The sequence below is a fragment of the Pseudomonas sp. H1_D05 genome, from assembly GCF_054682705.1.
Genome location: NZ_CP162825.1, coordinates 5,783,710 through 5,805,303 on the forward strand (window position 1 = coordinate 5,783,710; position 21,594 = coordinate 5,805,303).

21 protein-coding genes and 2 pseudogenes are annotated in these 21,594 nt (G+C 59.2%); 11 read left to right on the top strand and 12 right to left on the bottom strand.

Annotated elements, in window-relative coordinates:
* The first annotated feature begins 189 nt into the window (after positions 1–189).
* A complete protein-coding gene (locus AB4O11_RS25895; RefSeq protein ID WP_007915073.1) occupies positions 190–1,209 on the top strand; it encodes a branched-chain amino acid aminotransferase in 1,020 nt (339 codons plus the stop codon).
* A 249-nt stretch (positions 1,210–1,458) separates the two neighbouring features.
* Here the strand turns inward: AB4O11_RS25895 and AB4O11_RS25900 are convergent, their stop codons facing one another.
* The 3 genes from AB4O11_RS25900 to AB4O11_RS25910 form a co-directional block, all read right to left on the bottom strand.
* Complete coding sequence (locus tag AB4O11_RS25900) at positions 1,459–2,292, bottom strand: TIGR03915 family putative DNA repair protein (protein WP_460129211.1); 834 nt, start codon at positions 2,290–2,292, stop codon at positions 1,459–1,461.
* Positions 2,289–3,509 carry a putative DNA modification/repair radical SAM protein gene (locus tag AB4O11_RS25905; RefSeq protein ID WP_077573477.1) on the bottom strand — a complete coding sequence of 407 codons (1,221 nt, stop codon included), beginning with the start codon at positions 3,507–3,509 and terminating at the stop codon, positions 2,289–2,291. Before AB4O11_RS25905 ends, AB4O11_RS25900 begins: the two co-directional genes overlap by 4 nt.
* Positions 3,510–3,603: 94 nt before the next feature.
* Positions 3,604–4,413 carry an ArsR/SmtB family transcription factor gene (locus tag AB4O11_RS25910; protein ID WP_460129213.1) on the bottom strand — a complete coding sequence of 270 codons (810 nt, stop codon included), beginning with the start codon at positions 4,411–4,413 and terminating at the stop codon, positions 3,604–3,606.
* Between the two features lie 79 nt (positions 4,414–4,492).
* Between AB4O11_RS25910 and AB4O11_RS25915 the strand changes: the two genes are divergently transcribed.
* A complete protein-coding gene (locus tag AB4O11_RS25915; RefSeq protein ID WP_460129215.1) occupies positions 4,493–5,596 on the top strand; it encodes a cytochrome P450 in 1,104 nt (367 codons plus the stop codon).
* Between the two features lie 130 nt (positions 5,597–5,726).
* Here AB4O11_RS25915 and AB4O11_RS25920 read toward each other — a convergent pair.
* A pseudogene (locus AB4O11_RS25920) lies at positions 5,727–7,045 on the bottom strand (Nramp family divalent metal transporter).
* A 72-nt stretch (positions 7,046–7,117) separates the two neighbouring features.
* Positions 7,118–7,654 (bottom strand): chalcone isomerase family protein, encoded by a 537-nt coding sequence (locus AB4O11_RS25925; protein ID WP_099756586.1) that lies wholly within the window; start codon positions 7,652–7,654, stop codon positions 7,118–7,120.
* A 147-nt stretch (positions 7,655–7,801) separates the two neighbouring features.
* Here AB4O11_RS25925 and AB4O11_RS25930 point away from each other — a divergent pair.
* Both AB4O11_RS25930 and AB4O11_RS25935 read left to right on the top strand, forming a co-directional pair.
* Positions 7,802–8,576, top strand: a pseudogene (locus AB4O11_RS25930) (hypothetical protein).
* A gap of 84 nt (positions 8,577–8,660) precedes the next feature.
* Complete coding sequence (locus tag AB4O11_RS25935) at positions 8,661–9,218, top strand: DcrB/PsbP domain-containing protein (RefSeq protein WP_257355467.1); 558 nt, start codon at positions 8,661–8,663, stop codon at positions 9,216–9,218.
* Here the strand turns inward: AB4O11_RS25935 and AB4O11_RS25940 are convergent.
* The 4 genes from AB4O11_RS25940 to AB4O11_RS25955 form a co-directional block, all read right to left on the bottom strand.
* Positions 9,208–9,924 (bottom strand): alpha/beta hydrolase, encoded by a 717-nt coding sequence (locus AB4O11_RS25940; RefSeq protein WP_460129218.1) that lies wholly within the window; start codon positions 9,922–9,924, stop codon positions 9,208–9,210. The two genes, AB4O11_RS25935 and AB4O11_RS25940, sit on opposite strands and share 11 nt — an antisense overlap.
* A gap of 180 nt (positions 9,925–10,104) precedes the next feature.
* Positions 10,105–11,217, bottom strand: coding sequence for a M14 family metallopeptidase (locus AB4O11_RS25945; protein WP_460091352.1), 1,113 nt, complete (start codon positions 11,215–11,217; stop codon positions 10,105–10,107).
* A gap of 210 nt (positions 11,218–11,427) precedes the next feature.
* On the bottom strand, positions 11,428–12,207 hold the full coding sequence (locus AB4O11_RS25950) for an ABC transporter substrate-binding protein (RefSeq protein ID WP_016984244.1): 780 nt from the start codon (positions 12,205–12,207) through the stop codon (positions 11,428–11,430).
* 247 nt (positions 12,208–12,454) lie between these two features.
* On the bottom strand, positions 12,455–12,883 hold the full coding sequence (locus AB4O11_RS25955; RefSeq protein WP_460129220.1) for a rhodanese-like domain-containing protein: 429 nt from the start codon (positions 12,881–12,883) through the stop codon (positions 12,455–12,457).
* Between the two features lie 101 nt (positions 12,884–12,984).
* Here AB4O11_RS25955 and ftrA point away from each other — a divergent pair, with 101 nt between their 5' ends.
* From ftrA to AB4O11_RS25980, 5 genes are all read left to right on the top strand, one after another.
* On the top strand, positions 12,985–13,959 hold the full coding sequence (gene ftrA / locus AB4O11_RS25960) for a transcriptional regulator FtrA (RefSeq protein ID WP_460129222.1): 975 nt from the start codon (positions 12,985–12,987) through the stop codon (positions 13,957–13,959).
* A gap of 438 nt (positions 13,960–14,397) precedes the next feature.
* Positions 14,398–14,778 carry a DUF6124 family protein gene (locus AB4O11_RS25965; RefSeq protein WP_116254971.1) on the top strand — a complete coding sequence of 127 codons (381 nt, stop codon included), beginning with the start codon at positions 14,398–14,400 and terminating at the stop codon, positions 14,776–14,778.
* A gap of 2 nt (positions 14,779–14,780) precedes the next feature.
* Entirely contained in the window at positions 14,781–15,050 is a 270-nt protein-coding gene (locus tag AB4O11_RS25970) for a hypothetical protein (RefSeq protein ID WP_007915053.1), read from the top strand.
* Positions 15,051–15,356: 306 nt separating this feature from the next.
* Positions 15,357–16,595 carry an S-type pyocin domain-containing protein gene (locus tag AB4O11_RS25975; protein WP_099756592.1) on the top strand — a complete coding sequence of 413 codons (1,239 nt, stop codon included), beginning with the start codon at positions 15,357–15,359 and terminating at the stop codon, positions 16,593–16,595.
* Positions 16,592–16,927 carry a hypothetical protein gene (locus AB4O11_RS25980; protein ID WP_099756593.1) on the top strand — a complete coding sequence of 112 codons (336 nt, stop codon included), beginning with the start codon at positions 16,592–16,594 and terminating at the stop codon, positions 16,925–16,927. The genes AB4O11_RS25975 and AB4O11_RS25980 overlap by 4 nt, the downstream gene beginning before the upstream one ends.
* Positions 16,928–16,986: 59 nt before the next feature.
* Here AB4O11_RS25980 and AB4O11_RS25985 read toward each other — a convergent pair whose 3' ends face one another.
* Complete coding sequence (locus AB4O11_RS25985; RefSeq protein ID WP_322843958.1) at positions 16,987–17,325, bottom strand: FKBP-type peptidyl-prolyl cis-trans isomerase; 339 nt, start codon at positions 17,323–17,325, stop codon at positions 16,987–16,989.
* A 163-nt stretch (positions 17,326–17,488) separates the two neighbouring features.
* Between AB4O11_RS25985 and AB4O11_RS25990 the strand changes: the two genes are divergently transcribed.
* On the top strand, positions 17,489–18,565 hold the full coding sequence (locus tag AB4O11_RS25990; RefSeq protein ID WP_460129226.1) for a diguanylate cyclase domain-containing protein: 1,077 nt from the start codon (positions 17,489–17,491) through the stop codon (positions 18,563–18,565).
* 5 nt (positions 18,566–18,570) lie between these two features.
* Here AB4O11_RS25990 and AB4O11_RS25995 read toward each other — a convergent pair whose 3' ends face one another.
* Positions 18,571–19,035 carry a hypothetical protein gene (locus tag AB4O11_RS25995; RefSeq protein ID WP_460100528.1) on the bottom strand — a complete coding sequence of 155 codons (465 nt, stop codon included), beginning with the start codon at positions 19,033–19,035 and terminating at the stop codon, positions 18,571–18,573.
* A 101-nt stretch (positions 19,036–19,136) separates the two neighbouring features.
* Positions 19,137–19,442, bottom strand: coding sequence for an RcnB family protein (locus tag AB4O11_RS26000; protein WP_093441038.1), 306 nt, complete (start codon positions 19,440–19,442; stop codon positions 19,137–19,139).
* 852 nt (positions 19,443–20,294) lie between these two features.
* On the opposite strand from AB4O11_RS26000, the gene tcuC reads away from it, so the two are divergent.
* Positions 20,295–21,587 (top strand): tricarballylate/proton symporter TcuC, encoded by a 1,293-nt coding sequence (gene tcuC, locus AB4O11_RS26005; RefSeq protein ID WP_460129228.1) that lies wholly within the window; start codon positions 20,295–20,297, stop codon positions 21,585–21,587.
* Positions 21,588–21,594 lie beyond the last annotated feature (7 nt).

Consider the following 21,594-nt stretch of genomic DNA (forward strand, 5'->3'; position numbering starts at 1 on the left):
CACATTTGGAATGCATTCCCCTGTGGGAGCGAGCTTGCTCGCGAATTCCTGAGGGCAACACGATTTATCTGTGTGCCATCCGATAGTCCGGGCTGCGAAACCGCTCAAGAATGAAGTATTGTTGTGCCCATCCAAAAAACGTCAGAAGCCTTGAACCGTTTCGGCGGTTGTTCAGTGATAGAGGGTGTCATGGGTAACGAAAGCATCAATTGGGACAAGCTGGGTTTTGACTACATCAAGACCGACAAACGCTATCTGTCGTACTTTCGCGATGGCGAGTGGGACAAAGGCACCCTGACCGAAGATAACGTGCTGCACATCAGCGAAGGCTCGACGGCCCTTCACTATGGCCAGCAGTGCTTCGAAGGCATGAAGGCCTATCGTTGCAAGGACGGCTCGATCAACCTGTTCCGCCCGGACCAGAACGCCCTGCGCATGCAACGCAGCTGCGCGCGTCTGCTGATGCCGACGGTCGACACCGAGCAGTTCATCGAAGCCTGCAAAGCCGTGGTTCGCGCCAACGAGCGCTTCATTCCGCCCTACGGCACCGGCGGCGCGCTGTACCTGCGTCCGTTCGTGATCGGCGTCGGTGACAACATCGGCGTGCGCACTGCGCCCGAGTTCATCTTTTCGATCTTCTGCATCCCGGTCGGCGCCTACTTCAAGGGCGGCCTGACCCCGCACAACTTCCAGATCTCCAGCTACGACCGCGCCGCCCCCCAAGGCACCGGCGCAGCCAAGGTCGGCGGCAACTACGCGGCCAGCCTGATGCCGGGTTCGAAAGCGAAGAAAGCCAACTTCGCCGACGCGATCTATCTGGATCCGATGACCCACACCAAGATCGAAGAAGTCGGTTCGGCCAACTTCTTCGGGATCACCCACGACAACAAGTTCATCACCCCGAACTCGCCGTCGGTTCTGCCAGGCATCACCCGCCTGTCGTTGATCGAATTGGCCAAGACCCGTCTGGGCCTGGAAGTGGTTGAAGGTGATGTGCTGATCGACAAGCTGTCGGACTTCAAGGAAGCTGGCGCTTGCGGTACGGCTGCGGTGATCACCCCGATCGGTGGCATCAGCTACAACGACCATCTGCATGTGTTCCATAGCGAGACCGAAGTGGGTCCTGTGACCCAGAAGCTCTACAAAGAGCTGACTGGCGTGCAGACCGGCGACATCGAAGCGCCAGCGGGCTGGATCGTCAAGGTTTGATTTGACGGGTGTTGATGTAGAAAAGCCCTCCACCGAGTGATTGGTGGGGGGCTTTTTTATGGCGTTTGGCGCAGTATTTGTGGCGTGCTGGAGATCTTTTCCCCCTCACCCCAGCCCTCTCCCCCAAGGGGGCGAGGGGGAAAGGGGGCCGATCTATGTGGTATTCAAAATCTGAGTTCGACGCGGACTTTCAGGTCGATGGATCAAGTCCAAACACCTCTGTCAGTCCCCTCTCCCTTTGGGAGAGGGTTAGGGTGAGGGGCTTTTCAGCGTTATCCGTTTACCAAGCCGATCAGCAATCCCACTCGCCTGCCCATTCTGCTGCTTCCCCATCCGCGCCTGCGTAATCAACCCGGGAATCAACTCCCCCTCCGGCAGATTCTTCCAGAACCGCGCCGGCAAATGCCCCTGCATAACCTTCTCGTTCAACCGCGCAGGATTAAAGATATGGCTGTAATAGGTCAGCCAAAGATCACCATGAGGATCGTCGACGTTCTGCGCCAACTGCTGCCATTCCAGCGGGCATTGACGCTGATGAATCAGTTGCTCGCCATCGTAGTAAACCCCGTCACGCGGCGTGGCGATCAACCAGCGATGGCGACCCATCCGTCCAATAAAATGCTCACTGGCGCTGCGCAGAATGTCGTGGGCCGGCTCATGCCAAGCCACATACTGCGGACCCGCGCTGGATAACGGGCGCTCGATGAAACGCACAAATGCATGCAGGTGATGGGCTTCTCGATTGACTTGTTTGATCCGTCGCTGCAGTTCGCTGCCGAGTTTGTCCCCGGCCATCATCGCCGTGCGGTCGCCATGGCTGACGCGCCACAACACTTCATACAACAGGCTCCAGCGTTGATCACCGCGATAGCGCGAGGCCTGTTCCAGGGTGTCGAGCAACGCGCGCGGGATCTTTGCCACAAACGGCCCCTGCCCTTCAGGCACCGGCTCATCACTGGCAAACAGATCACCCACACCTTGCGAGGCCCAGCTCACCAGACTCGGATCGACTTCATGGCTTAGCAGCCAGCGCGCCTGCTGGCGCCAGGTGTCGAACAGGTCGTCGCAATCGAGATTGATCATCCCCACAACCCCATCTGCTGCGGCATCGGCCGGTCACGCAATTGCTGATAGAGCAAATGGCTGGTGACCTCGGCCTGCTGCGGGTGATAGTCGCTGGTGATGATGAACGGCTTGGCCTTGGCCAGCACGCAGCGCATGCGCGCGACGTCTTCGTAACGGATGCGCCGCTGGCGGCGCAGCTCGACCAGTCGTTCGGTGGTGCGCAAGCCGATACCGGGAATACGCGCAATCAGGGACGCTTCGGCACGGTTCAGATCGAGCGGGAACACTTCGCGGTTCTGCAACGCCCAAGCCAGTTTCGGGTCGATGTCCAGCGCCAGATTACCCGGTCCCTTGAGCAATTCATCAGCACTGTAGCCGTAGCTGCGCAGGAGAAAATCGGCCTGATATAAACGGTGTTCGCGCATCAGCGGCGGCGCGGCCAGTGGCACGCTTTTCGGGCTGTCGGGAATCGGGCTGAAAGCCGAATAGTAGACCCGGCGCAAACGGAAATTGCCGTACAAGGCCTGGGCGCTGTGGAGGATGGTGCTGTCATCGGTGTCGTCGGCGCCGACAATCAACTGTGTGCTCTGCCCGGCCGGCGCGAACTTCGCCGAGCGCGGTTCGTTCAACACGGTCTGCACGCCGGTGTAGATGGTGTTCATTGCCTGTTTGATCGAAGCGATGTCCTTCTCCGGCGCCAGCACTTGCAGGCTGGCATCGGTCGGCAGTTCGATGTTGACGCTCAGGCGATCGGCGTAGCGGCCAGCCTCTTCAATCAATGCCGGATCGGCTTCGGGAATGGTCTTGAGGTGGATGTACCCGCGAAACTCATGCTCTTCGCGCAGCAGCTTCGCCACCCGCACCAGTTGCTCCATGGTGTAGTCCGCCGAACGAATGATGCCGGAACTGAGAAACAGCCCGCTGACGCAGTTACGCCGGTAGAAATCCATGGTCAGCGCCACGACTTCCTCGGGGGTGAAACGAGCGCGCGGAACATCGCTGGAGCGGCGGTTGACACAATATTGGCAATCGTAAAGGCAGAAATTGGTCAGCAGAATCTTCAACAACGACACGCAGCGCCCGTCCGGCGTGTAGCTGTGGCAGATGCCCATGCCATCGGTCGAGCCCAGCCCGCTCTTGCCCTCGGAGCTGCGCTTGGGCGCGCCGCTGCTCGCGCAGGAGGCGTCGTACTTGGCGGCGTCGGCGAGGATGCTCAGCTTGTCGATGATTTGCATGGCGCGGGCTCTATACTGTTTGCATATACAGTATAGGGTCGACAGCGGTGATACAAGGTGGCAGATGCGCCCCTCGTCGGTCAGAAGGTCAAGATCAAAGATCGCAGCCTTCGGCAGCTCCTACAGGGATTGGGTACGGTCGAGATTTATCGGGTGTACGCGATTCCTGTAGGAGTTGCCGCAGGCTGCGATCTTTGATCTGCCCGTCTACCGGCCACTCAACGCCAAACCGCTTACCGATCTCCTTACGCCCCAGCGCCGTCAACGCCAGTGCCCGACTGTCCAGATCCTGGGTCACCCACTTGCGCTTCAACGCGGTCTGCAACAGCGCCGCCCCCAGCGAACCACCGAGATGCGGCCGGCGCATGCTCCAGTCCAGGCACGGACAGGCAAACTTGCGGCGCAGGGTGGTCAAATCATGCACATCGATACCCAGCCCGAGAAACAGCGCCTCCCCGCTTTCACTCAAGCGATACGCCTGCTCGTCGGTTGCCACCAACCAACCGCCCTCGAGCAAACGGTCATGCAGCATCACCGCCAGCGTCCCGGCCATGTGGTCATAGCAGGTGCGCGCAAATTGCAGGCGATCCGGGGTGTGCGCCTTGAACGTCGGCACGGCGTTCTGGCCAATCACCATCAACGCTTCCAGCGCCTGCGCCACGCGCTGATCGGCGAGGCTGTAATAGCGATGACGGCCCTGCACATGCAGGCGCAGCAGTGCCAGGTCCTTGAGTTTCGCCAAGTGCACGCTGGCGGTCGAGGCGCTGACTTCGGCGATCGTCGCCAATTCAGTGCTGGTGCGGGCGTGGCCGTCCATCAGCGAACAGAGGATTTTCGTTCGCGCCGGCTCGGCGATGGCGGCGGCCACTTGGGAAACGCCGATGTCTTGATGTTCTGCGTGCATAGTTCGCTCCCGGACGAATCATCGTCGTTGCGCAGTGGAGATAGTAGCAACACTTTCCCCGCCGACAAGGATGCAAACCATGAACCCGATCAGCGCCGCAACGCACGCCGATCCTTATCCCTACTACGCCGAACTGCGCGCAGCAGGTGGACTGACGTTTCATCCAGAGCTGAAACTGTGGGTCGCCAGCAGTGCCCGGGCGGTGTGTGCGGTGTTGGCCCACGCGGATTGCCGGGTGCGTCCGGCGCAGGAGCCAGTGCCCAAAGCGATTACAAAAGGCATGGCCGGCAAAATCTTCGGCCAACTGATGCGGATGAATGACGGTGAACGCCAGCGCTGCCCGCGCGCTGCCATTGAGCCTGAGTTGGCCTCGCTCGACCTTGAGGCCGTCGACAGATTGGTCGCCGCGCGGCTGATCACAGCGGACGCCGACGGGGTGTACAAGGCAATGCTTCGTGGCCCGGTGTGCGTGGTCGCGGCGCTGCTGGGGTTCACCCCGGCGCAAGCGCGGGCGATCAGTGAATTGACGGCGGATTTCGTTGCCTGCCTGTCGCCGTTGAGCAATGACCTGCAACTGGCCGCAGCAGAGGCGGCGGCTGAACAACTGCGCGGTGACTTCATCGAATTGCTCGCCGAGCCGGCCAGCCCGTTGCTCAGTGCAATCCAACAGCGCTTCACTGGCGATGAGGAAACCTTGATCGCCAACCTGATCGGCCTCTGTTCACAGACGTTCGAAGCCTGCGCCGGCCTGATCGGCAATACGCTGCTGGCGCTACGTCGGCAGCCAGCGTTGCGCGGCGAATCCATCGAAGCACTGCTCAACGAAGTCCAGCGCTTCGACCCGCCCGTGCAGAACACCCGGCGCTTTGTCGCCGCGTCCTGTGAGATTGCTGGAGTACGTGTCGAAGCGGGCGATGTGATTCTGGTGCTGCTGGCCTCGGCCAATCGAGATCCGGCGCTCAACGAACAGCCGGAGCAGTTTCTGCCACAGCGCGCCAACCGCCGCAGTTTCAGTTTTGGCAGTGGTCGGCACGAGTGTCCGGGGCAAGCGCTGGCGATGAGTATTGCCGGGGCGACGGTGAGGGAAATAATCAGGCATGACATCGACCTGAATCGTCTGAACTGGCACTACAAGCCTTCGCTCAACGGGCGCATTCCAGTGTTCAGCGATGTGGGCGCCTGACAGTCCGTCTTCGCGAGCAAGCTCGCTCCCACATGAGTTATCGGGTGATCGCAATAGTGTGCACACCCGATAACCCTGTGGGAGCGAGCTTGCTCGCGAAGAGGCCAGCCCAGTCACTGAAAATGCTGGCTCAAGCCGCCCACTGCAAAATCAGCCAGCTGTTAGCGCCGCTGATCACCACAAACAACCCCAGGCCAATACCCGAGTTGGCCAGCGGTTCACAAACGGCCCCATCAGTTGTTTGTCGTTAGTCATTCGAATGAGTGGATACAAGGCAAACGGCAACTGCAGACTCAACACCACCTGACTCAACACCAGCAATTTGCCGATCGCGTTATCGCCCATCAGCCACACGCCGACGAATGCTGGAATCAACGCCAGTCCGCGAGTAATCAAGCGCCGCTGCCAGCACGGGATCCGCAGGTTCAGATAACCCTCCATGATCACCTGGCCGGCGATGGTGCCGGTGAAGGTCGAACTCTGCCCCGACGCCAGCAACGCGACGCCGAACAACACGCTGGCCAGCGCCCCACCGACCAGCGGATCGAGCAAGTGGTAAGCGTCCTGAATGTCCACCACGTCGGTGTGCCCGGACTGGTGAAAAGCCGCCGCCGCGAGAATCAGAATCGCCGCGTTGACCAGCAACGCCAGGGCCAGCGAACCGATGGTGTCGATGCGCGCCAGTTTCACCGCGTCCTGCTTGCTGGCGAGGTCCTTGCCGATCATCCGCGTCTGCACGATCGAGGTGTGCAGGTAGAGGTTATGCGGCATCACTGTCGCACCGAGAATACCGATGGCCAGGTACAGCGGCGCCGCTTCGCCAATCGCCGCCAGCGACGGTTTGAAACCTTGGGCGACGTCCGGCCAGTAGGGTTTGATCAGCAGCAGTTCAACGAAGAAACACACGCCGATGGTCGCGACCAATACCAGCATGATTGCTTCCAGACGGCGGAAACCGCGATTTTGCAGGGCCAGCACCAGCAAGGTGTCGAACGCGGTCAGGGCGATGCCGAAGGTCAGCGAACAGCCGAGCAACAAATGAAACGCCAGCGCACAACCCAGCACTTCAGCCAGATCGGTGGCGATGATCGAGATTTCCGCCAACACCCACTGCAGCCGTGCGGTCGGTGTGCTGTAGCGCTCGCGGGACAATTGCGCCAGATCGCGCCCGGTGGCGATGCCCAACCGCGAGCACAGGCACTGCACGACCATGCCGGCCAGACTCGCCAGCAACACCACAAACAACAGACTGTAGCCAAAGCGTGAACCGGCCTCGATCGCCGTGGCCCAGTTGCCCGGGTCCATGTAGCCAATCGACACCAGCAAGCCGGGGCCGGCGAAACGCAGCACGCGTTTAAAGAACGAGGCGCTGGGATCAACCGCAACACTGCCGGCCACTTCCGGCGGGCAAAACGGCGCGGTGGCGATTTTGGGCAAACTGAATTTCACGCACACATCCAGAAACAAGTCGGAAAGACGCAGCTTAGAGGTTTCCGCCTGAGCCTTGAAGCGCAAAAAAATCTATCGACTCACCCCCAACAACTGTTCGCGCAGCTCCGGACTGCGCGTGCGCGGATCCAGCCAGATATCAAAAAATGCGCGGGCAAACAGCGGATCATCGATCTCATGCTGCAACTGCTGACCGACAAAAAACCGCGCGCCCTGCCCCGGCAGATACACCCCGGTAATCCGCGTGCCGGCCTGCACATCGACAAACGATTGCTGCATCTGTACCTGCCACCCGGCCAATTGCGCCGGGCTGACGCGGGCACCGGCCAGCCGTTTGATTTCGTCGACGCTGGCCTTGACCAGATCATCGCGGGAGATGTTGCGGCGGTAGATCAACTCCAGCGCAAATGGCTGACCGTCGACCAAGGGCCGCGCGGCACTCCACAATCGCGCGTTGTAGACATCGAAACCGAACACGCTGTAATCGCCGGTGCCAATGATCTGCGCGCCGGGCACGGCGTCCTGCCAGTTGGCCCAGGTCGGCGTCAGCAACAACGCCCACAAGCCGATGCCGCAGCATCCTCGCACCAGCTTCGGTGTTCTTCTCATCGCGGCATCGACTCCGGTAAACCCTGATACACACAGCATAGCCGGGTATCGCCCCCGTTACTTTGTATACAAAAACTGCGCACATAGGCAGCAATCGCCGATCGACAATGCTACCGTGGCCTACCCTCAACGGACGGAGACACCTGCGTGCTGATCCTCAAACTGCTGCTGATTCCCGGTTTTCTGCTGCTGATATCCCTGGCGGGCAAACGCTGGGGGCCGAGCGTGGCCGGGTGGCTGTCGGGATTGCCGGTGGTGGTCGGGCCGATTCTGTTTTTCCTCGCCATCGAGCAGGGTCCGGCGTTTGCCGCACAGTCAGCGGTGGCGGCGTTATCGGCGATGTTCGCGATGATTGCGTTCTGCATCACCTATGCGCAGGTCGCGCAACGGGCGAACTGGCCAGTGGCACTGACGGCGTCGCTATCGGTGTGGGCCGTCATCGCGGGGGGGGTTGTCACTGATCCCGGCGTCGCTGCCGTTTTCCGTGGCAGTGGCGGCGGTTGCATTGTTGGCATCGCCGTATCTGTTTCCTACGGTGCAACCGGTGCTCAACGGTCCGGCGCCGAAGTCGGACAAACTGATCTGGCGAATGATCGCCGGTGCCGCGTTGACCCTGGTGGTGACGATGCTGGCCAGCACCGTCGGCGAGCGCTGGAGCGGTTTGCTCGCGGTGTTCCCGGTGCTCGGCAGTGTAATGGCGGTGTTCTCGCAACAGACGCGCGGCCCGGCATTTACCGCCGCATTGTTAAGGGCGACGGCCACCGGCATGTATTCGTTTTCGGCGTTTTGTCTGGTCTCGGCACTGACCTTGCCGAGCATGGGACTGAGTGGATTCGCCGTCGGTGTCGCGGTGTCGGTGGCGATGCTCGGCGTGACCAAACGCCTGTTGGCCCGTCCGCTGGCGAAAGCGCAGGCGCAGTAACCGGTCAGACGATTCGCGCTGGAACGCCCGCCCCCCTCCGTGGGATGATCGCCCGCCTCGCGCGATCATCCACCGGAGATTCACATGTCATTGTTGAGCAAAAAAGCCGTCGTCCTGCTGGTGGCGGCCCTCGCCGGTTTCGGCGCCCTCCACGCGCAAGCGGCCAAGAAAAATGCCGGCACCGAGAAAGTCTCGATGCTCGAGGGCAAGTTCACCTTTGTGTTGCCTAAAGGTTTCGTCGCCGACCCGCTGCCGACCAGCCCGAGCGGAACCAAAGGCACGATGTACACCAATGAAGCGACGAAGACCGTGGTCATTACCGCTGAAAACCAGATTCCCGAAGGCCAGCACATCAAGGATAACGACGGGCAGTTCCTCGACAGCACCGTCTCGAGTTTCATCGACGACCAGCGCAAGGCCCTGCCGGACTTCAACAAACTCAGCGAAAAAAGCCTGACCCAGAAAGGCACCGGCCTTGGCCTGCGTCAGGTCGACAGCACCGCGACCCAGGGCGGTGGCCAAACCCTCAACACCACGCTGATGGCCGGCTCCGGGACGAAAATGGCGCTGGTGCAGGTGATCTCCCGCGCCAGCGACAAGAAAGGTCACGATGCTTTGGTGAAAACCATCCTCAAGGATTGAGCTGCTGCAGCCAGCCATTCAAGTCGCGCAGCTCGGCCGCACTGATACTGTGGCCGACGCCGGGATAGGCATGAAACTGCGGTTTGTAGCCCAGCTTCTGTAGCTGCGCATTGGCCTCGGTGCCGTCGTGGTAGGGCACCCGATCATCGGCGGTGCCGTGGCCGATAAAGATACTCAGCGGCAACGGCTGCTGCTCGCCTTTGAGTTCAGCTTTCAACACTGGCAATAAACGCCCGCTCAACGCAGCGATCCCGCCGACAGCGACTGGCGGCCGCAGCCCCACCTCGTAGGTCATCATCGCGCCCTGGCTGAAGCCGATCAGGTACACCTTGCTCGGGGTGGTGTGATATTTCTGCGCCGCTTGCGCGACAAAGTCGCGCAGCTTCTGCCCACTGACCTTCAGATCATCGGTCTCTCCGTTGTAGGCACCTTCGCCTTTCTTGCGAAACCACTGGAAACGTCCTTCGCCCAACGACAACGGCGCCTGCACCGACAGGTAGTTGTATTGCGCCGGGAGCTGGAATTTCATGCCAATCAGATCGGCTTCGTTACTGCCGTAGCCGTGCAGGAAAATCACCAACGGACGCGCCTCGGCGTCGGCGTGCACCTGCTCGATGTACTTGAGCGGCAGATCGGATTGCAGCGTGGTCTGCGCCTGCACGGCGCTGGACGCCAGCAGGGTCAAGAGAGCAAAGACCTTCAACATAGAGCCTTCCTTTCACAGAGTGTCGGGTTCGGGGGGAGCCTAACATCCTGCGGCGAGGATCAACATGTTGGGTGCTGCTGATGGCCCCTTCGCGAGCAAGCTCGCTCCCACATTGGAAATACATTCCCCTGTAGGAGTGAGCCTGCTCGCGATGAGGCCATTAGCCCCAACGAAGATCCTTCAGTCGTTAGTCAGTTTCCCGGTACGAAACGCCACCCGCCCCGCCACTTTCGCCTGCCAGATCCCCGGCTCGGTATAACGCCCACGATCCAGCGCAAACAGCACCCCGCTGGTGCCGGCGCGCACGGTGGTCACGCGATCCTGCAACGGATCGACCACCTCGAATAGCGCATCGCCCTGCTCCACCCACTCGCCGGCATTGCGCAGGAAACTCACCACGCCATGGTGCGGCGCAAACAGGTATTCGGTGCCCTCGAACGGCAGGCCTTCGCAGCACTCGCTCGGTGCCGCCGGCCACTCGCCGCTGATGAAACCCTGCTCCGCGAGGAATCCGAGGATCGCCTCACAATTGGCCTGCGCCTGATCGACCCGGGTGTCGCCCATGCTGCCCAGTTCCAGCGTGGTCGCCAGGTTCGCCGCCGGAATTGCAGCATTGGGAAATGCCCGCGCCAGACGCAACCATGGCGTCGAGCAGGATTCATCGAACGAGCTGCCGCCGGAATCTTCACACAGCAGCGCCACGCCGGCCTTCAAGCGCGCCGCCAGCGATTGCCACTGTGGCCAGTGCTGCGGCAGCGCGTACAAGTGAATCGCCGCGTCGAAATCACAATGCAAATCGAGGGTGATGTCGGCATCGCAGGCATGGCGCAGCAACAGGCGATGCAAGGCTTCCAGTTGCGAGGCCGGCGCCGGCAGTTCATCGAATACCTGGCCCATGGTTTGGCGGATCAGTGCAACGTTGGCCTCGGCATCCGCGCCCAGACGCTCACCGATCAACGCCCCGACCGGCGCGCTGAGTTCGACGAAGGCGCGGTTGAAATTCTTGCCGCTGCCCAGTTCGAAGCGGCCCATGTGCGCGCCTTGCACATGTTGATCGAGGCCGATCGGGTTGGCCACTGGCACCAATTCGATCACGCCCTGCAAACGGCCTTGCTGCTCGAGTTGGTTGAGGCGTTGCTTGAGTTCCCACGCGGTGCGCATGCCCGGCAGTTCATCGGCGTGCAGGCTGGCCTGGATGTAGACCTTGCGTGGGCCGGCGCCATAGCGGAACACACTGAGCGAGCGCTCGCTGCCCAAGTGGCTCCAGGGCAGAACATGGTCGATGCGTTGCATGGGAAGACTCCTGCAGTCTGGTAGATCTGGATCAATGAGATCCCTGTGGGAGCGAGCTTGCTCGCGAATGCAATTTGACAGTCAATAAAGATGTTGAATGTTAAACCGTATTCGCGAGCAAGCTCGCTCCCACAGGGATCTCCATCTGTAGAAAGAAAGCATAAAAAAAGTGGCCACCGCGCAAACGGGGCCACTTTTTTCTACGGCTTATTAATGGCCGTACACGTCAAAGTCGAAGTACTTGTCCTGGACTTTCTTGTACTCGCCATTGGCGCGGATTTCGGTGATGGCTTTGTTGAATTGCTCGGCCAGCGCGGTATCGCCCTTGCGCACTGCAATGCCGGCACCGCCGCCGAAGTACTTGGCGTCTTCGTAGGTCGGGCCAACGAATTCAAAACCTTTGCCGGCGTCGGTTTTCAGGAAACCGTCGCTCAGGTTGACCGAGTCAGCCAGCATCGCGTCGATACGCCCGGAAACCATGTCGAGGTTGGCTTCCTGCTGCGAGCCGTAACGCACCAGGTCGATCCCGGCCGGCACCAGCACTTCGGTGGCGTAACGGTCGTGGGTACTGGCACGCAGCACGCCGACTTTCTTGCCCTTGAGCTCGGTCAGCGGGTCTTTGACACCGGAGCCTTCCTTCATCACGAAGCGCGCCGGGGTGTGGTAGTACTTGATGGTGAAATCGACGTTTTTCTTGCGGTCATCGGTGATGGTCATCGACGACAGAATCGCGTCGATCTTCTTCACTTTCAGCGCCGGGATCAGGCCATCGAATTCCTGCTCGACCCAGGTGCATTTGACTTTCATCTGCGCGCACAACGCATCGCCGATATCGACGTCGAAACCGGCGAGTTTGCCGTCAGGGGTTTTCATCGAGAATGGCGGGTAACCGGCTTCGATACCGATGCGGATCGGCTTGGCGTCTTCGGCCACGGCGGTCAGGGACAACATCGACAGTGCCAGGGCACCGAACATCACTAGCTTCTTCATTTATAACTCCTGTGTGCGGAGGCTTTTATTGGCAGCTTTCGATTCAGCGTTCGGTCATGGCCAATTGGCTACAAAAACCGAAGTGGCCGGCAGTCTATGGCGGCGCGCACAGGGTAAATTGTGTTTAAGCGACAAATACTTATGAAAGATCGGCGCACCGATTGACCGGGGTCAACGGGTGCGCCGTCGTGGTGCAAAGGCTGTAGGACAAGCGCTTTTTTTGCTCAGGATTTCTCTTAAAAGAACGTCAGCATTCGCAGCCGATGGCGGTTTTGCCGACTTGCTCAACGCTGAGTTGAAAGCCTTCATCCAGCCATCCGCTAACCCCGCCGATCATCTCCTTGACCGGATACCCCAGCGCTGCCAGTTTCACCGCTGCCTTGTTCGCGCCATTGCAGTGCGGGCCGGCGCAATAGACCACAAACAGAGTGGTTTTCGGGTAGATCGCCAGCTCCGCCGCCGTCAGTAACCGGTTCGGGATATTGATCGCGCCCGGCACATGCCCGCGCTCAAAGGCCAGCGGACTACGGACATCGACCAGGACAAAATCGATCTCGCCAGCCTCCTGGCTACTGAAGACGTCGGAACAATCGGTTTCGAAAGTCAGACGATTGCTGAAGTGCATCAGGGCGATCGCCGACGGCGCCGCAGGAATGTCGCGAACCAGGCTGACCATGGGTGTTGCTCCTTTATCTGGACGGGTGTGAACAGACTTTATCGAGCGGTCGCTTGCGGCTACAGTGGCGCACAAGACACTCACCGGGAATTTTCCGCCAAATGCCGACATCACCAGGTCTGGTTGCGATTCTGGCCTACGACGGCCTCTGCACATTCGAGTTCGGCATCGCCGTGGAGGTCTTCGGCCTGACCCGGCCGGAGTTCGATTTCCCGTGGTACACCCACGCCATTGCGGCGGTCGATCAAGGCCCGATGCGCGCCTTGGGCGGCATTCAGGTGCTAGCCGATGGCGGTCTGGAATTGTTGGCCGAGGCGCGCACCATCATCATTCCCGGCTGGCGCGACCGTAACGCGGCGGTGCCTCCAGCATTGATCGACGCGTTGCGTCAGGCCCATGCCCGGGGCGCGCGGTTGCTATCGATCTGCTCCGGTGTATTTGTGCTGGCGGCCACCGGTTTGCTCGACGGCCACGGCGCCACCACCCATTGGCGTTACACGGCGGAACTGGCGCAGCGCTTCCCGGCGATTGCTGTCGATGCCAATGTGCTTTACGTCGACTCCGGGCAGTTGATCACCTCGGCGGGCAGCGCGGCCGGGATCGATGCCTGCCTGCATCTGGTGGCGCGGGACTTCGGCACGCAAGTCGCCAACTCGGTGGCGCGGCGACTGGTGATGTCGCCACAGCGTACTGGCGGCCAGGCGCAGTTCATTCCGACCCCGGTCAGCCCTACACCGCGCAATGATCTGTCGCGGGTGATGCAATGGGCGCGCGAGCGCTTGCATGAACCGCTGGAGGTGCGTGATCTGGCCAGTGAAGCGGCGATGAGTGAGCGCACGTTTCTGCGGCGTTTTACCGAGGCCAGTGGGCAGTCGCCGAAGGCGTGGTTGCAACATGAACGCTTGGCGCGGGCGCGGGAGTTGTTGGAGAGTACGCCGCATAACACCGAGCAGATTGCCGAGCGTTGCGGTTATCGGTCGGTGGAGAGTTTTCGTGTGGCGTTTCGTGGGGTGGTGGGGGTGCCGCCGTCGGTTTATCGGGAGCGGTTTGGGCGGGGCGTGAGGGTTGAATCCTGAGGTGATTTTGACGGCGCCTTCGCGAGCAGGCTCGCTCCCACAGGGGGTACGTATTTCAAAGGTGGGAGCGAGCCTGCTCGCGAAGGCGCCCAGTCAAACGCAGCATCATTTAGACATCAGCCACAAGGCTACAGCGCCTTGCGCCTTTGCCTACAACTACGCCAGAATCCGCCGGCTTGTGCGGCTTGGAGGCTGCCGGTAACTTGGTTCGCGTCACTGAATGTTCAGTGATCGGGTTTAGTCGCTCGGTGGTTTTTTGGCAGCATACAGTCCGTTCAGTCAGGCATTCTCGCGCCTGAGCTTAATGGTAGCTGTGCGCAGGGCGCCTTCGGGTGCGCCGGGACTGCTTAGAACCACCGGTCGACTAACCTGCGCATAGCTGCCACCCATTTGTTTAGTCGCAATGAACGTGTCGGCCTCATTAAAAGGTTCTAAGAAATGTTCAAAATAACGCCGAATCCGCCCGAAACAGACGCGGAAATCGATCAAAATCCAACGTCCCCCTATTCCACGCCGGGCTCCAGAAAACTCCACGAAGCCGCCGAACGCGCCCTCGATCATTACCTGAAACCCACGCCGCCTTCGCCACCGCGCAGACCCAGCACCATGTTCCTCGTCGACCCCAACACCGGCGCCGAAGACCTCATGGCCCACGCCTGCGAATCCATGGCCTCGGCCAGCATCATGCTCAGCGACTTCGCCGCCCTGCTCGACTCGCCCTACCGCAACACCGTGCTCGGCATCCAGCAAGTGGTCATGCTCGGCGAACTCGCGGTCAACCGCGCCCTCGACAAAATCGAACCCGCCCTGAGGCAATAAACATGTCCAACAAAACCGATGCACAAGTCGTCGCGGCACTGGTGGCGATGGGTTTCAACGAGCGGGACGGACGCTGGGCGCAGAACGCCTGCCTGGTGCTGTTCGAAAGCGAACGCGAAACCATCGTCGCCTCCGCCGTCACCGTCCTTCCCCAACTCGATGAACTGGAAATCGACGCCGTGCTACCCGCACTGCGCCGCGTAACCCGCCGGTTCCCCTCACTGCAAAAAACCGTGGCCGACACACTGGCCGAAATGGCGCATGCAGCCTGATTGACCGCGTGATCGTTCTTCGCGAGCAGGCTCGCTCCTACACTAGATCTGCGGTGCACTCAAATCCCATGAGCATCCGCGATCAATTGTAGGAGTGAGCCTGCTCGCGATGGCTTTCTTTCTGCTAACAAATATCTGAAAACCAGACCATAGGAAGGCCCGAGCGAGTTGGGGTACCTGCCGATGTACCCATCCTGATTTTTTACACTTGTAACAACTGTCGCAATTTCAGACCCGTCCTACATCCATCAAACGCCCATTCATTTAGCGTCCGCATCGTTTTCTGACGAAAGAACAAGGACGCTCATGGCGCGAAAGACAGACAGACCTCGGGTTCAAAATCCACCGGCCGGTGACGGACACCACATCACTAGCCGCTACATGACCGACAGCGAGTTGGCAGAGCGGGAAGCTAGACAAACCGCCTATGACGACATGCTTGCCAGACAGCAAGCCTACGAAAATAGCCTAATCAAACAGCCACAACAGCCCATGCCCGATGCAAAAGGTTGCGTGTTCGCTAAAAGCTGCCAACTTCCGGATGGTGTAATCAACCATGTCAGTAGTACCGGATTTATTCCGGTCGAGAAGTTGGCTGATTTTGGAGAGTTGTCTTTGTTGGGCGGCCGCGAACGAGACACTGCTGGCAACATCCCGCTGAAAAAAGTAGGAGGCCGTAATTTTCCCGCTGCGGCAGGAACGCTTTTATTAGCTACGACTACCACTGCAAGCCCAGGCGCAAGTGCAGTGAGTGGTGCAAGTGCAGTGACGGGAGGTGTTGTCGCTGGTGCATTGCTCGGCATGGTTGCTCTGCTTTGGCCTTCGAGTTTGGGCGACAGCTCGCTATACACAGAAGAACAACTTAAATCGCTTGAGAAAGGTCGCACTCGTGTCCGATTGCGTTTAAAACAACAAGCCGACGGCACCTTGAAAGGATATGGGTACAACACCCAGACGCGCAGCGATTGGGAGATGATTCCTGTCGTACGGTTCGTGAAGCAAGGCACCCAGCAAGTCGCAGATTTCGGTAATGGGGCAACACTGATTTGGACTCCCGCCGTAGACACAAGCAGTACATCGGAAATTCCACCGCTGGAAGGCGCACCGCAAATTCCCCAGATCTGGATTTATCCGCCGACTGAGCAAGCGGACAAGCTCATCGTTAATCCGGTTTACCCGCCTGAGTACCGAGATTTCATCCTTGTTTTTCCTCCAAACTCGGGAATTAAACCCCTTTATATTGTTTTGGCGCTTGAGTTCGATGCAGCCAGTTACCACGGAAAAACAGATACACCCATAAAAAGTAAAGGACCAACCAATGGTCAGGAAGCGCTAGAAAACTCGGTTCAGGTCAAACCTACATCACCACGTAGAATCGGAATTGATCCAGAAACAAATGAGCTAGTCGTCTTCGATCGCACGGGTGGAGATGTCTATCACGGCCACGTAAGGCCATGGGATAAACTTCACCAAGATATGAAAAATGCGCTGATCAAGGCTAAAAAAGTAGACAACAAAGGCAGAATCCTGGGAGATGCAAAGTGAGCCTCATCTATCAAGATCCATCTATTAGCCATGACGAGGCCATTCGCCTACTTTCCAGCGACACGGATGCAAACGTAATCACCGCACTCGTATCCATTGGCCTGAATGAAACCGATAGAAACTGGGCTCAGGACATCTGCCTGAAACAGCTCGCCAGCAAAACCGAAGCAATTGTGGCCGCTGCGGCTACTGCACTCGGGCACATCGCTCGCCGACATGGCGAACTGGATACTGAAACAGTTTTTGCGGCACTCGAATCAGCCAAGCAAACGCACCCTTCACTGCAAGGAATCATCGAAGACACGCTTGACGATATAGACGTATTCACCTGATCCACCCTGACGGCATTTGGATGAAGTAACGGACTTCATCCAAATCGACGCCCCCCACCTCAATCCTCCCGCGTCAGCACTTCCAACAACTCAATCTCAAACACCAGATTCGAACCCGGCGGGATCTTGCCCATCGTCCGTTCGCCGTACCCCAAATGCGCCGGCACCAGCAATTTGCGCTTGCCCCCCACCTGCATCCCCATCAAACCCTGATCCCACCCCTTGATCACGCGCCCGGTGCCAATCACGCACTGAAAAGGTTTGCCACGGCTGTAGGAAGAATCGAACTCGCTGCCGTCTTCCAGCCATCCGGTGTATTGGGTGGTGATCAGCGCACCTTTGACGGCGGTTTTGCCTTCGCCGATCTGAAGATCGATTACCTGCAGTTCATCATTCATAACATTCACTCTATTGTTCAGCCGGCCGCCGTTTTCCCAGAAATGCCGGGGATTGGCAACCTGCCAGCGCAGATCAACATGGTATCCGAACCGAGTATTGAAGCATTAACATAGCCAACCGCCATTACTCCACGGATCGACCCGCCATGCTGGCAGCGCCCGAATGACTCTGTTCTGGATCAGCCTTGCCGTCGGCGTGATCATGCTGGCCATCATCGCCCTACTGCTGTGGCGCGAACGCGGTTTGCGCAGGCAGCTTGCGCAGTACCGGGATTTGCTGATGCGTGCTGCTGATGGCCAGAACATTCAGCAGGACGGCGACGTCGAGCGTTTCAAACGCAGCCAGTACTTTGCGCGCATCGGCACTTGGGATTGGGAAGTCGACACGGATCGGCTGTACTGGTCGGACGCGATTTACGGCATGTTCGGGTTCAAGATCGGCGAGATTACGCCGTCCTATGCGCTGTTCTGCTCCTGCGTCCATCCGGACGACCGCACCAAGGTGCGCGAGGGCGAACTGCGTTGCCTGGAGACCGGCGAAAATCACGATGAGGAATACCGCGTGGTGTGGCCTGACGGCACGATTCGCTGGCTGCGGGAAACCGGCAACGTGGTGCACAACGACCACGATGCGGTGGTGAAAATGATGGGCGTGGTGCGCGACATCACCGAAGAAAAAGCCTCGGCCAGCTACCTGCAGCACCTCGCCCACTTCGATCCGCTGACCGGCCTGCCCAATCGCCTGGTGCTGGAGCAACGCTTGTCGGAAGCGCTGGATCACGCGCGGCAGACCGAGACCCGCGTCGCACTGGTATTCATCGACCTCAACGGTTTCAAAACCATCAACGATCGCTACGGCCATGCCGCCGGCGACCGCGTGCTGATCACCACGGCAACGCGGTTGAAACGCATCTTGCGCGCCACCGACACCGTCGCGCGCATTGGCGGTGATGAGTTTGTGGTGATCCTGCAAGGCCTGGCGCCGAACCTGAGTTTGCAGGACGAAGCCCGCAGCATCTGCCAGAAAATCTTCATCGAACTGTCGCCCCCGATCAGCATCGGCAATGACCAGCGCCACATCGGCACCAGCCTTGGCGTGGCGGTGTTTCCGGATCATGCGACGGCCATGGATCGCTTGCTGCACATTGCCGATCTGGCGATGTATGAAGCCAAGCGCAGTGGCAATAATCAGTATCGGTTGGGGGGTGGGCAGGTGATGAATCACGTTCGGGTCGAGTAGCTCGATCAGTCCGCAGGCAGGCCAAACGGAACGCCATTGAAGGTATGCGTGCAGCAACGGCAATGAGGCTTCATCTCTTCGACACTCAGTTGCGGATTGACGATTTGCAGCTGCTTTTGCTCATCGACGAACAGGCCGTTGAAGTAGGCCGACTCGCCCAGTCGCACAATGTCCTTGCGATCGTCTTCGTGGATGGCAACCATCCAGAACACCGGTTCTGGCCGATCAAGGCGAGATACCGCTTCGCTGAAAATCTCATCCCAATGACCGCCGACGCGGGATAACAGAAAACGAAACAACGGCGTGTAGTCGTAGCCGTGGTGTTTGATGCCATGCATCGAGACGCGCGTGGCCTCGCTGCGGCTTTGCGCTTTGGTGTTTCGTTGATCACGGTAGTGCCCGCCGGGGTTGTTGCGCCAGACATTGTGGGCGGTGGTGTTTTCTTTGCGATACAGCGGTTTCTTTTCCAACCTGTTGCTCCTGACTTCCCTTCACTCGAAACGCCCCAAGGGTTTTACCCGAACGGCGCTCGATTGCAATCAACCGTCCATGGCTGATTGTTGCCGGAGGTTTAACGCGGGACCGGTTTCATCTCGACAATCGTCCCGTTGGTGATCATCACCATGACGTACTGGTCATTGATCTGTACCCACTGCGCCTGCTCAACAGGTTTTTTCAGGCCCTTGGTTTTCCAGTCGATGGCTTTTTCACTGCGCTGATAAATATCCGGAGCGCGGTCGTTGACCTTCAATTCGCGGTCGCTGGTCGGCGATTGCACGGCTTGTTCATTTGAGGTTTGCGCCGCTTGAACAAGTGGGCTGATCCCGGCAATGCCGGCGACGAGGGCCAGGCTGGCGATTAGGGTTTTGCTGTTCATCGGTGAACCTCCAGAGATGTGTGCTACCTGAACTCGGACTGCCGGGTTCGGGAATCATTCCTTTTTTTGCCGGGATGGGCGCTAGAGGTCATTGGAATTTGGGTGTCCTGTAAACAAAAGCAAAATCAAGAGCCCCTCACCCTAGCCCTCTCCCGGAGGGAGAGGGGACTGACCGAGGTGTTTGGCAGAACTGCGCCGATATGCGATACCGAGTCGAATGCACGTTTCAAAACCAACCGAAATCGGCTCCCTCTCCCTCGGGAGAGGGGACTGACCGAGGTGTTTGGCAGAAGTGCGCCGATGTGCGATACCGAGTCGAATGCACGTTTCAAAACCAACCGAAATCGGCTCCCTCTCCCTCGGGAGAGGGAACTGACCGAGGTGTTTGGCAGAAGTGTGCCGACGTGCGATACCGAGTCGAATGCAAGTTTCAAAACTAACCGAAATCGGCTCCCTCTCCCTCGGGAGAGGGCTGGGGTGAGGGGTAGCCACACCACCAAACCAAAGCCATGCGCCCGCTTTTAACCACTCAATGAGCGCCAGCTCGAGTGCTCTTGATCTTTTCTCACCGGCGACGTCGAGCCTGTTAGGGCCGTACGTAGGAGCACGCAATTTTTTGCTTACTATTTTTAGGCGTTTGTAAAAAAGTGAGTCGCCGTCAGGCGACGGCCATAAGCAGCCGTTACCGCTGCAATGGATTTGTACCCAAAAAACCATTGATCCGTCCTGAACATCAATCCATGCCAATAATGCAATTAACATCCTGTTACACCTGCGCCACCATCCACCTCAATAAAAACCGTGCGCCGCCCTCCCGTCGCGCACGTCATAAAAGCGGTGGAGTACTTTTCTATGACAGCCTCAATCCCTCACAACGGCTCGCGGGCCGGCGCCATTTTCCGGGTGACCTCGGGCAACTTCCTCGAACAGTTCGATTTCTTTCTGTTCGGTTTCTATGCCACGCAGATCGCGGCGGTGTTCTTCCCGGCGAGCAGTGAGTTCGCCTCTCTGATGATGACCTTTGCGGTGTTCGGCGCAGGCTTTTTGATGCGTCCACTGGGCGCCGTCGTGCTCGGTGCGTACATCGATGATGTCGGTCGGCGTAAAGGTTTGATCGTCACGCTGTCGATCATGGCCAGCGGCACGATCCTGATTGTGCTGGTGCCCGGTTACGAAAGCATCGGCCTATTTGCGCCGGCACTGGTGTTGATCGGGCGCTTGCTGCAGGGCTTCTCGGCTGGGGCGGAATTGGGCGGTGTGTCGGTGTATCTCGCCGAAATCGCCACGCCGGGCCGCAAAGGTTTCTTCACCGCTTGGCAGTCGGCCAGTCAGCAAGTGGCGATCATCGTCGCCGCCGCTTTGGGCTATGCGCTGAACGCGTGGATGGCGCCGGATGTGATTGCCGATTGGGGCTGGCGGATTCCGTTTTTCGTCGGTTGCATGATCGTGCCGTTTATCTTTTTCCTGCGCCGTAACCTGGCGGAAACCGAAGAGTTCGCCGCACGCAAACACCGCCCGAGCATGGGCGAAGTGTTCCGCACCCTCGGTCAGAACTGGGGTGTGGTACTCGGCGGCATGTTGATGGTCGCGCTGACCACCACCGCGTTTTACCTGATCACCGTGTACGCGCCGACCTTCGGCAAAACCGTGCTGCACCTGAGCACCTCCGATGCACTGTTGGTGACGCTGCTGGTCGGTGTGTCGAACTTCTTCTGGTTGCCGATTGGCGGCCTGTTGTCCGACCGTATCGGCCGTCGTCCGGTGCTGATCGCCATGTCGCTGCTGGCCCTGGCCACGACCTATCCGGCGCTGTCGTACCTGGTGCAGGCGCCGAGCTTCAGCCACATGTTGCTGTCGCTGTTGTGGCTGTCGTTTATCTACGGCTTGTACAACGGCGCAATGATTCCGGCGCTGACCGAGATCATGCCAGTTGAGGTGCGCGTTGCCGGTTTCTCTCTCGCCTACAGCCTGGCCACCGCCATTTTCGGCGGTTTCACCCCGGCGATGTCGACCTTCCTGATTCAGTACACCGGCGACAAAGCCGCGCCGGGTTACTGGATGAGCATCGGTGCGCTATGTGCCTTGTGCGCCACTCTTTATCTGTACCGCCGTGCCGGTGGTCGTCTGCAACCTGTCGCGGCCTGAGGAAAAC

Coding starts and splice junctions, on each gene's coding strand:
- AB4O11_RS25985 (WP_322843958.1), bottom strand. CDS start 17,325: ATGAATGATGAACTGCAGGTAATCGATCTTCAGATCGGCGAAGGCAAA.
- AB4O11_RS25910 (WP_460129213.1), bottom strand. CDS start 4,413: ATGCACGCAGAACATCAAGACATCGGCGTTTCCCAAGTGGCCGCCGCC.
- AB4O11_RS25950 (WP_016984244.1), bottom strand. CDS start 12,207: ATGAAGAAGCTAGTGATGTTCGGTGCCCTGGCACTGTCGATGTTGTCC.
- AB4O11_RS25925 (WP_099756586.1), bottom strand. CDS start 7,654: ATGAGAAGAACACCGAAGCTGGTGCGAGGATGCTGCGGCATCGGCTTG.
- AB4O11_RS25970 (WP_007915053.1), top strand. CDS start 14,781: ATGTCCAACAAAACCGATGCACAAGTCGTCGCGGCACTGGTGGCGATG.
- AB4O11_RS25955 (WP_460129220.1), bottom strand. CDS start 12,883: ATGGTCAGCCTGGTTCGCGACATTCCTGCGGCGCCGTCGGCGATCGCC.
- tcuC (WP_460129228.1), top strand. CDS start 20,295: ATGACAGCCTCAATCCCTCACAACGGCTCGCGGGCCGGCGCCATTTTC.
- AB4O11_RS26000 (WP_093441038.1), bottom strand. CDS start 19,442: ATGAACAGCAAAACCCTAATCGCCAGCCTGGCCCTCGTCGCCGGCATT.
- AB4O11_RS25895 (WP_007915073.1), top strand. CDS start 190: ATGGGTAACGAAAGCATCAATTGGGACAAGCTGGGTTTTGACTACATC.
- AB4O11_RS25990 (WP_460129226.1), top strand. CDS start 17,489: ATGACTCTGTTCTGGATCAGCCTTGCCGTCGGCGTGATCATGCTGGCC.
- ftrA (WP_460129222.1), top strand. CDS start 12,985: ATGCCGACATCACCAGGTCTGGTTGCGATTCTGGCCTACGACGGCCTC.
- AB4O11_RS25935 (WP_257355467.1), top strand. CDS start 8,661: ATGTCATTGTTGAGCAAAAAAGCCGTCGTCCTGCTGGTGGCGGCCCTC.
- AB4O11_RS25965 (WP_116254971.1), top strand. CDS start 14,398: ATGTTCAAAATAACGCCGAATCCGCCCGAAACAGACGCGGAAATCGAT.
- AB4O11_RS25905 (WP_077573477.1), bottom strand. CDS start 3,509: ATGCAAATCATCGACAAGCTGAGCATCCTCGCCGACGCCGCCAAGTAC.
- AB4O11_RS25945 (WP_460091352.1), bottom strand. CDS start 11,217: ATGCAACGCATCGACCATGTTCTGCCCTGGAGCCACTTGGGCAGCGAG.
- AB4O11_RS25900 (WP_460129211.1), bottom strand. CDS start 2,292: ATGATCAATCTCGATTGCGACGACCTGTTCGACACCTGGCGCCAGCAG.
- AB4O11_RS25940 (WP_460129218.1), bottom strand. CDS start 9,924: ATGTTGAAGGTCTTTGCTCTCTTGACCCTGCTGGCGTCCAGCGCCGTG.
- AB4O11_RS25915 (WP_460129215.1), top strand. CDS start 4,493: ATGAACCCGATCAGCGCCGCAACGCACGCCGATCCTTATCCCTACTAC.
- AB4O11_RS25975 (WP_099756592.1), top strand. CDS start 15,357: ATGGCGCGAAAGACAGACAGACCTCGGGTTCAAAATCCACCGGCCGGT.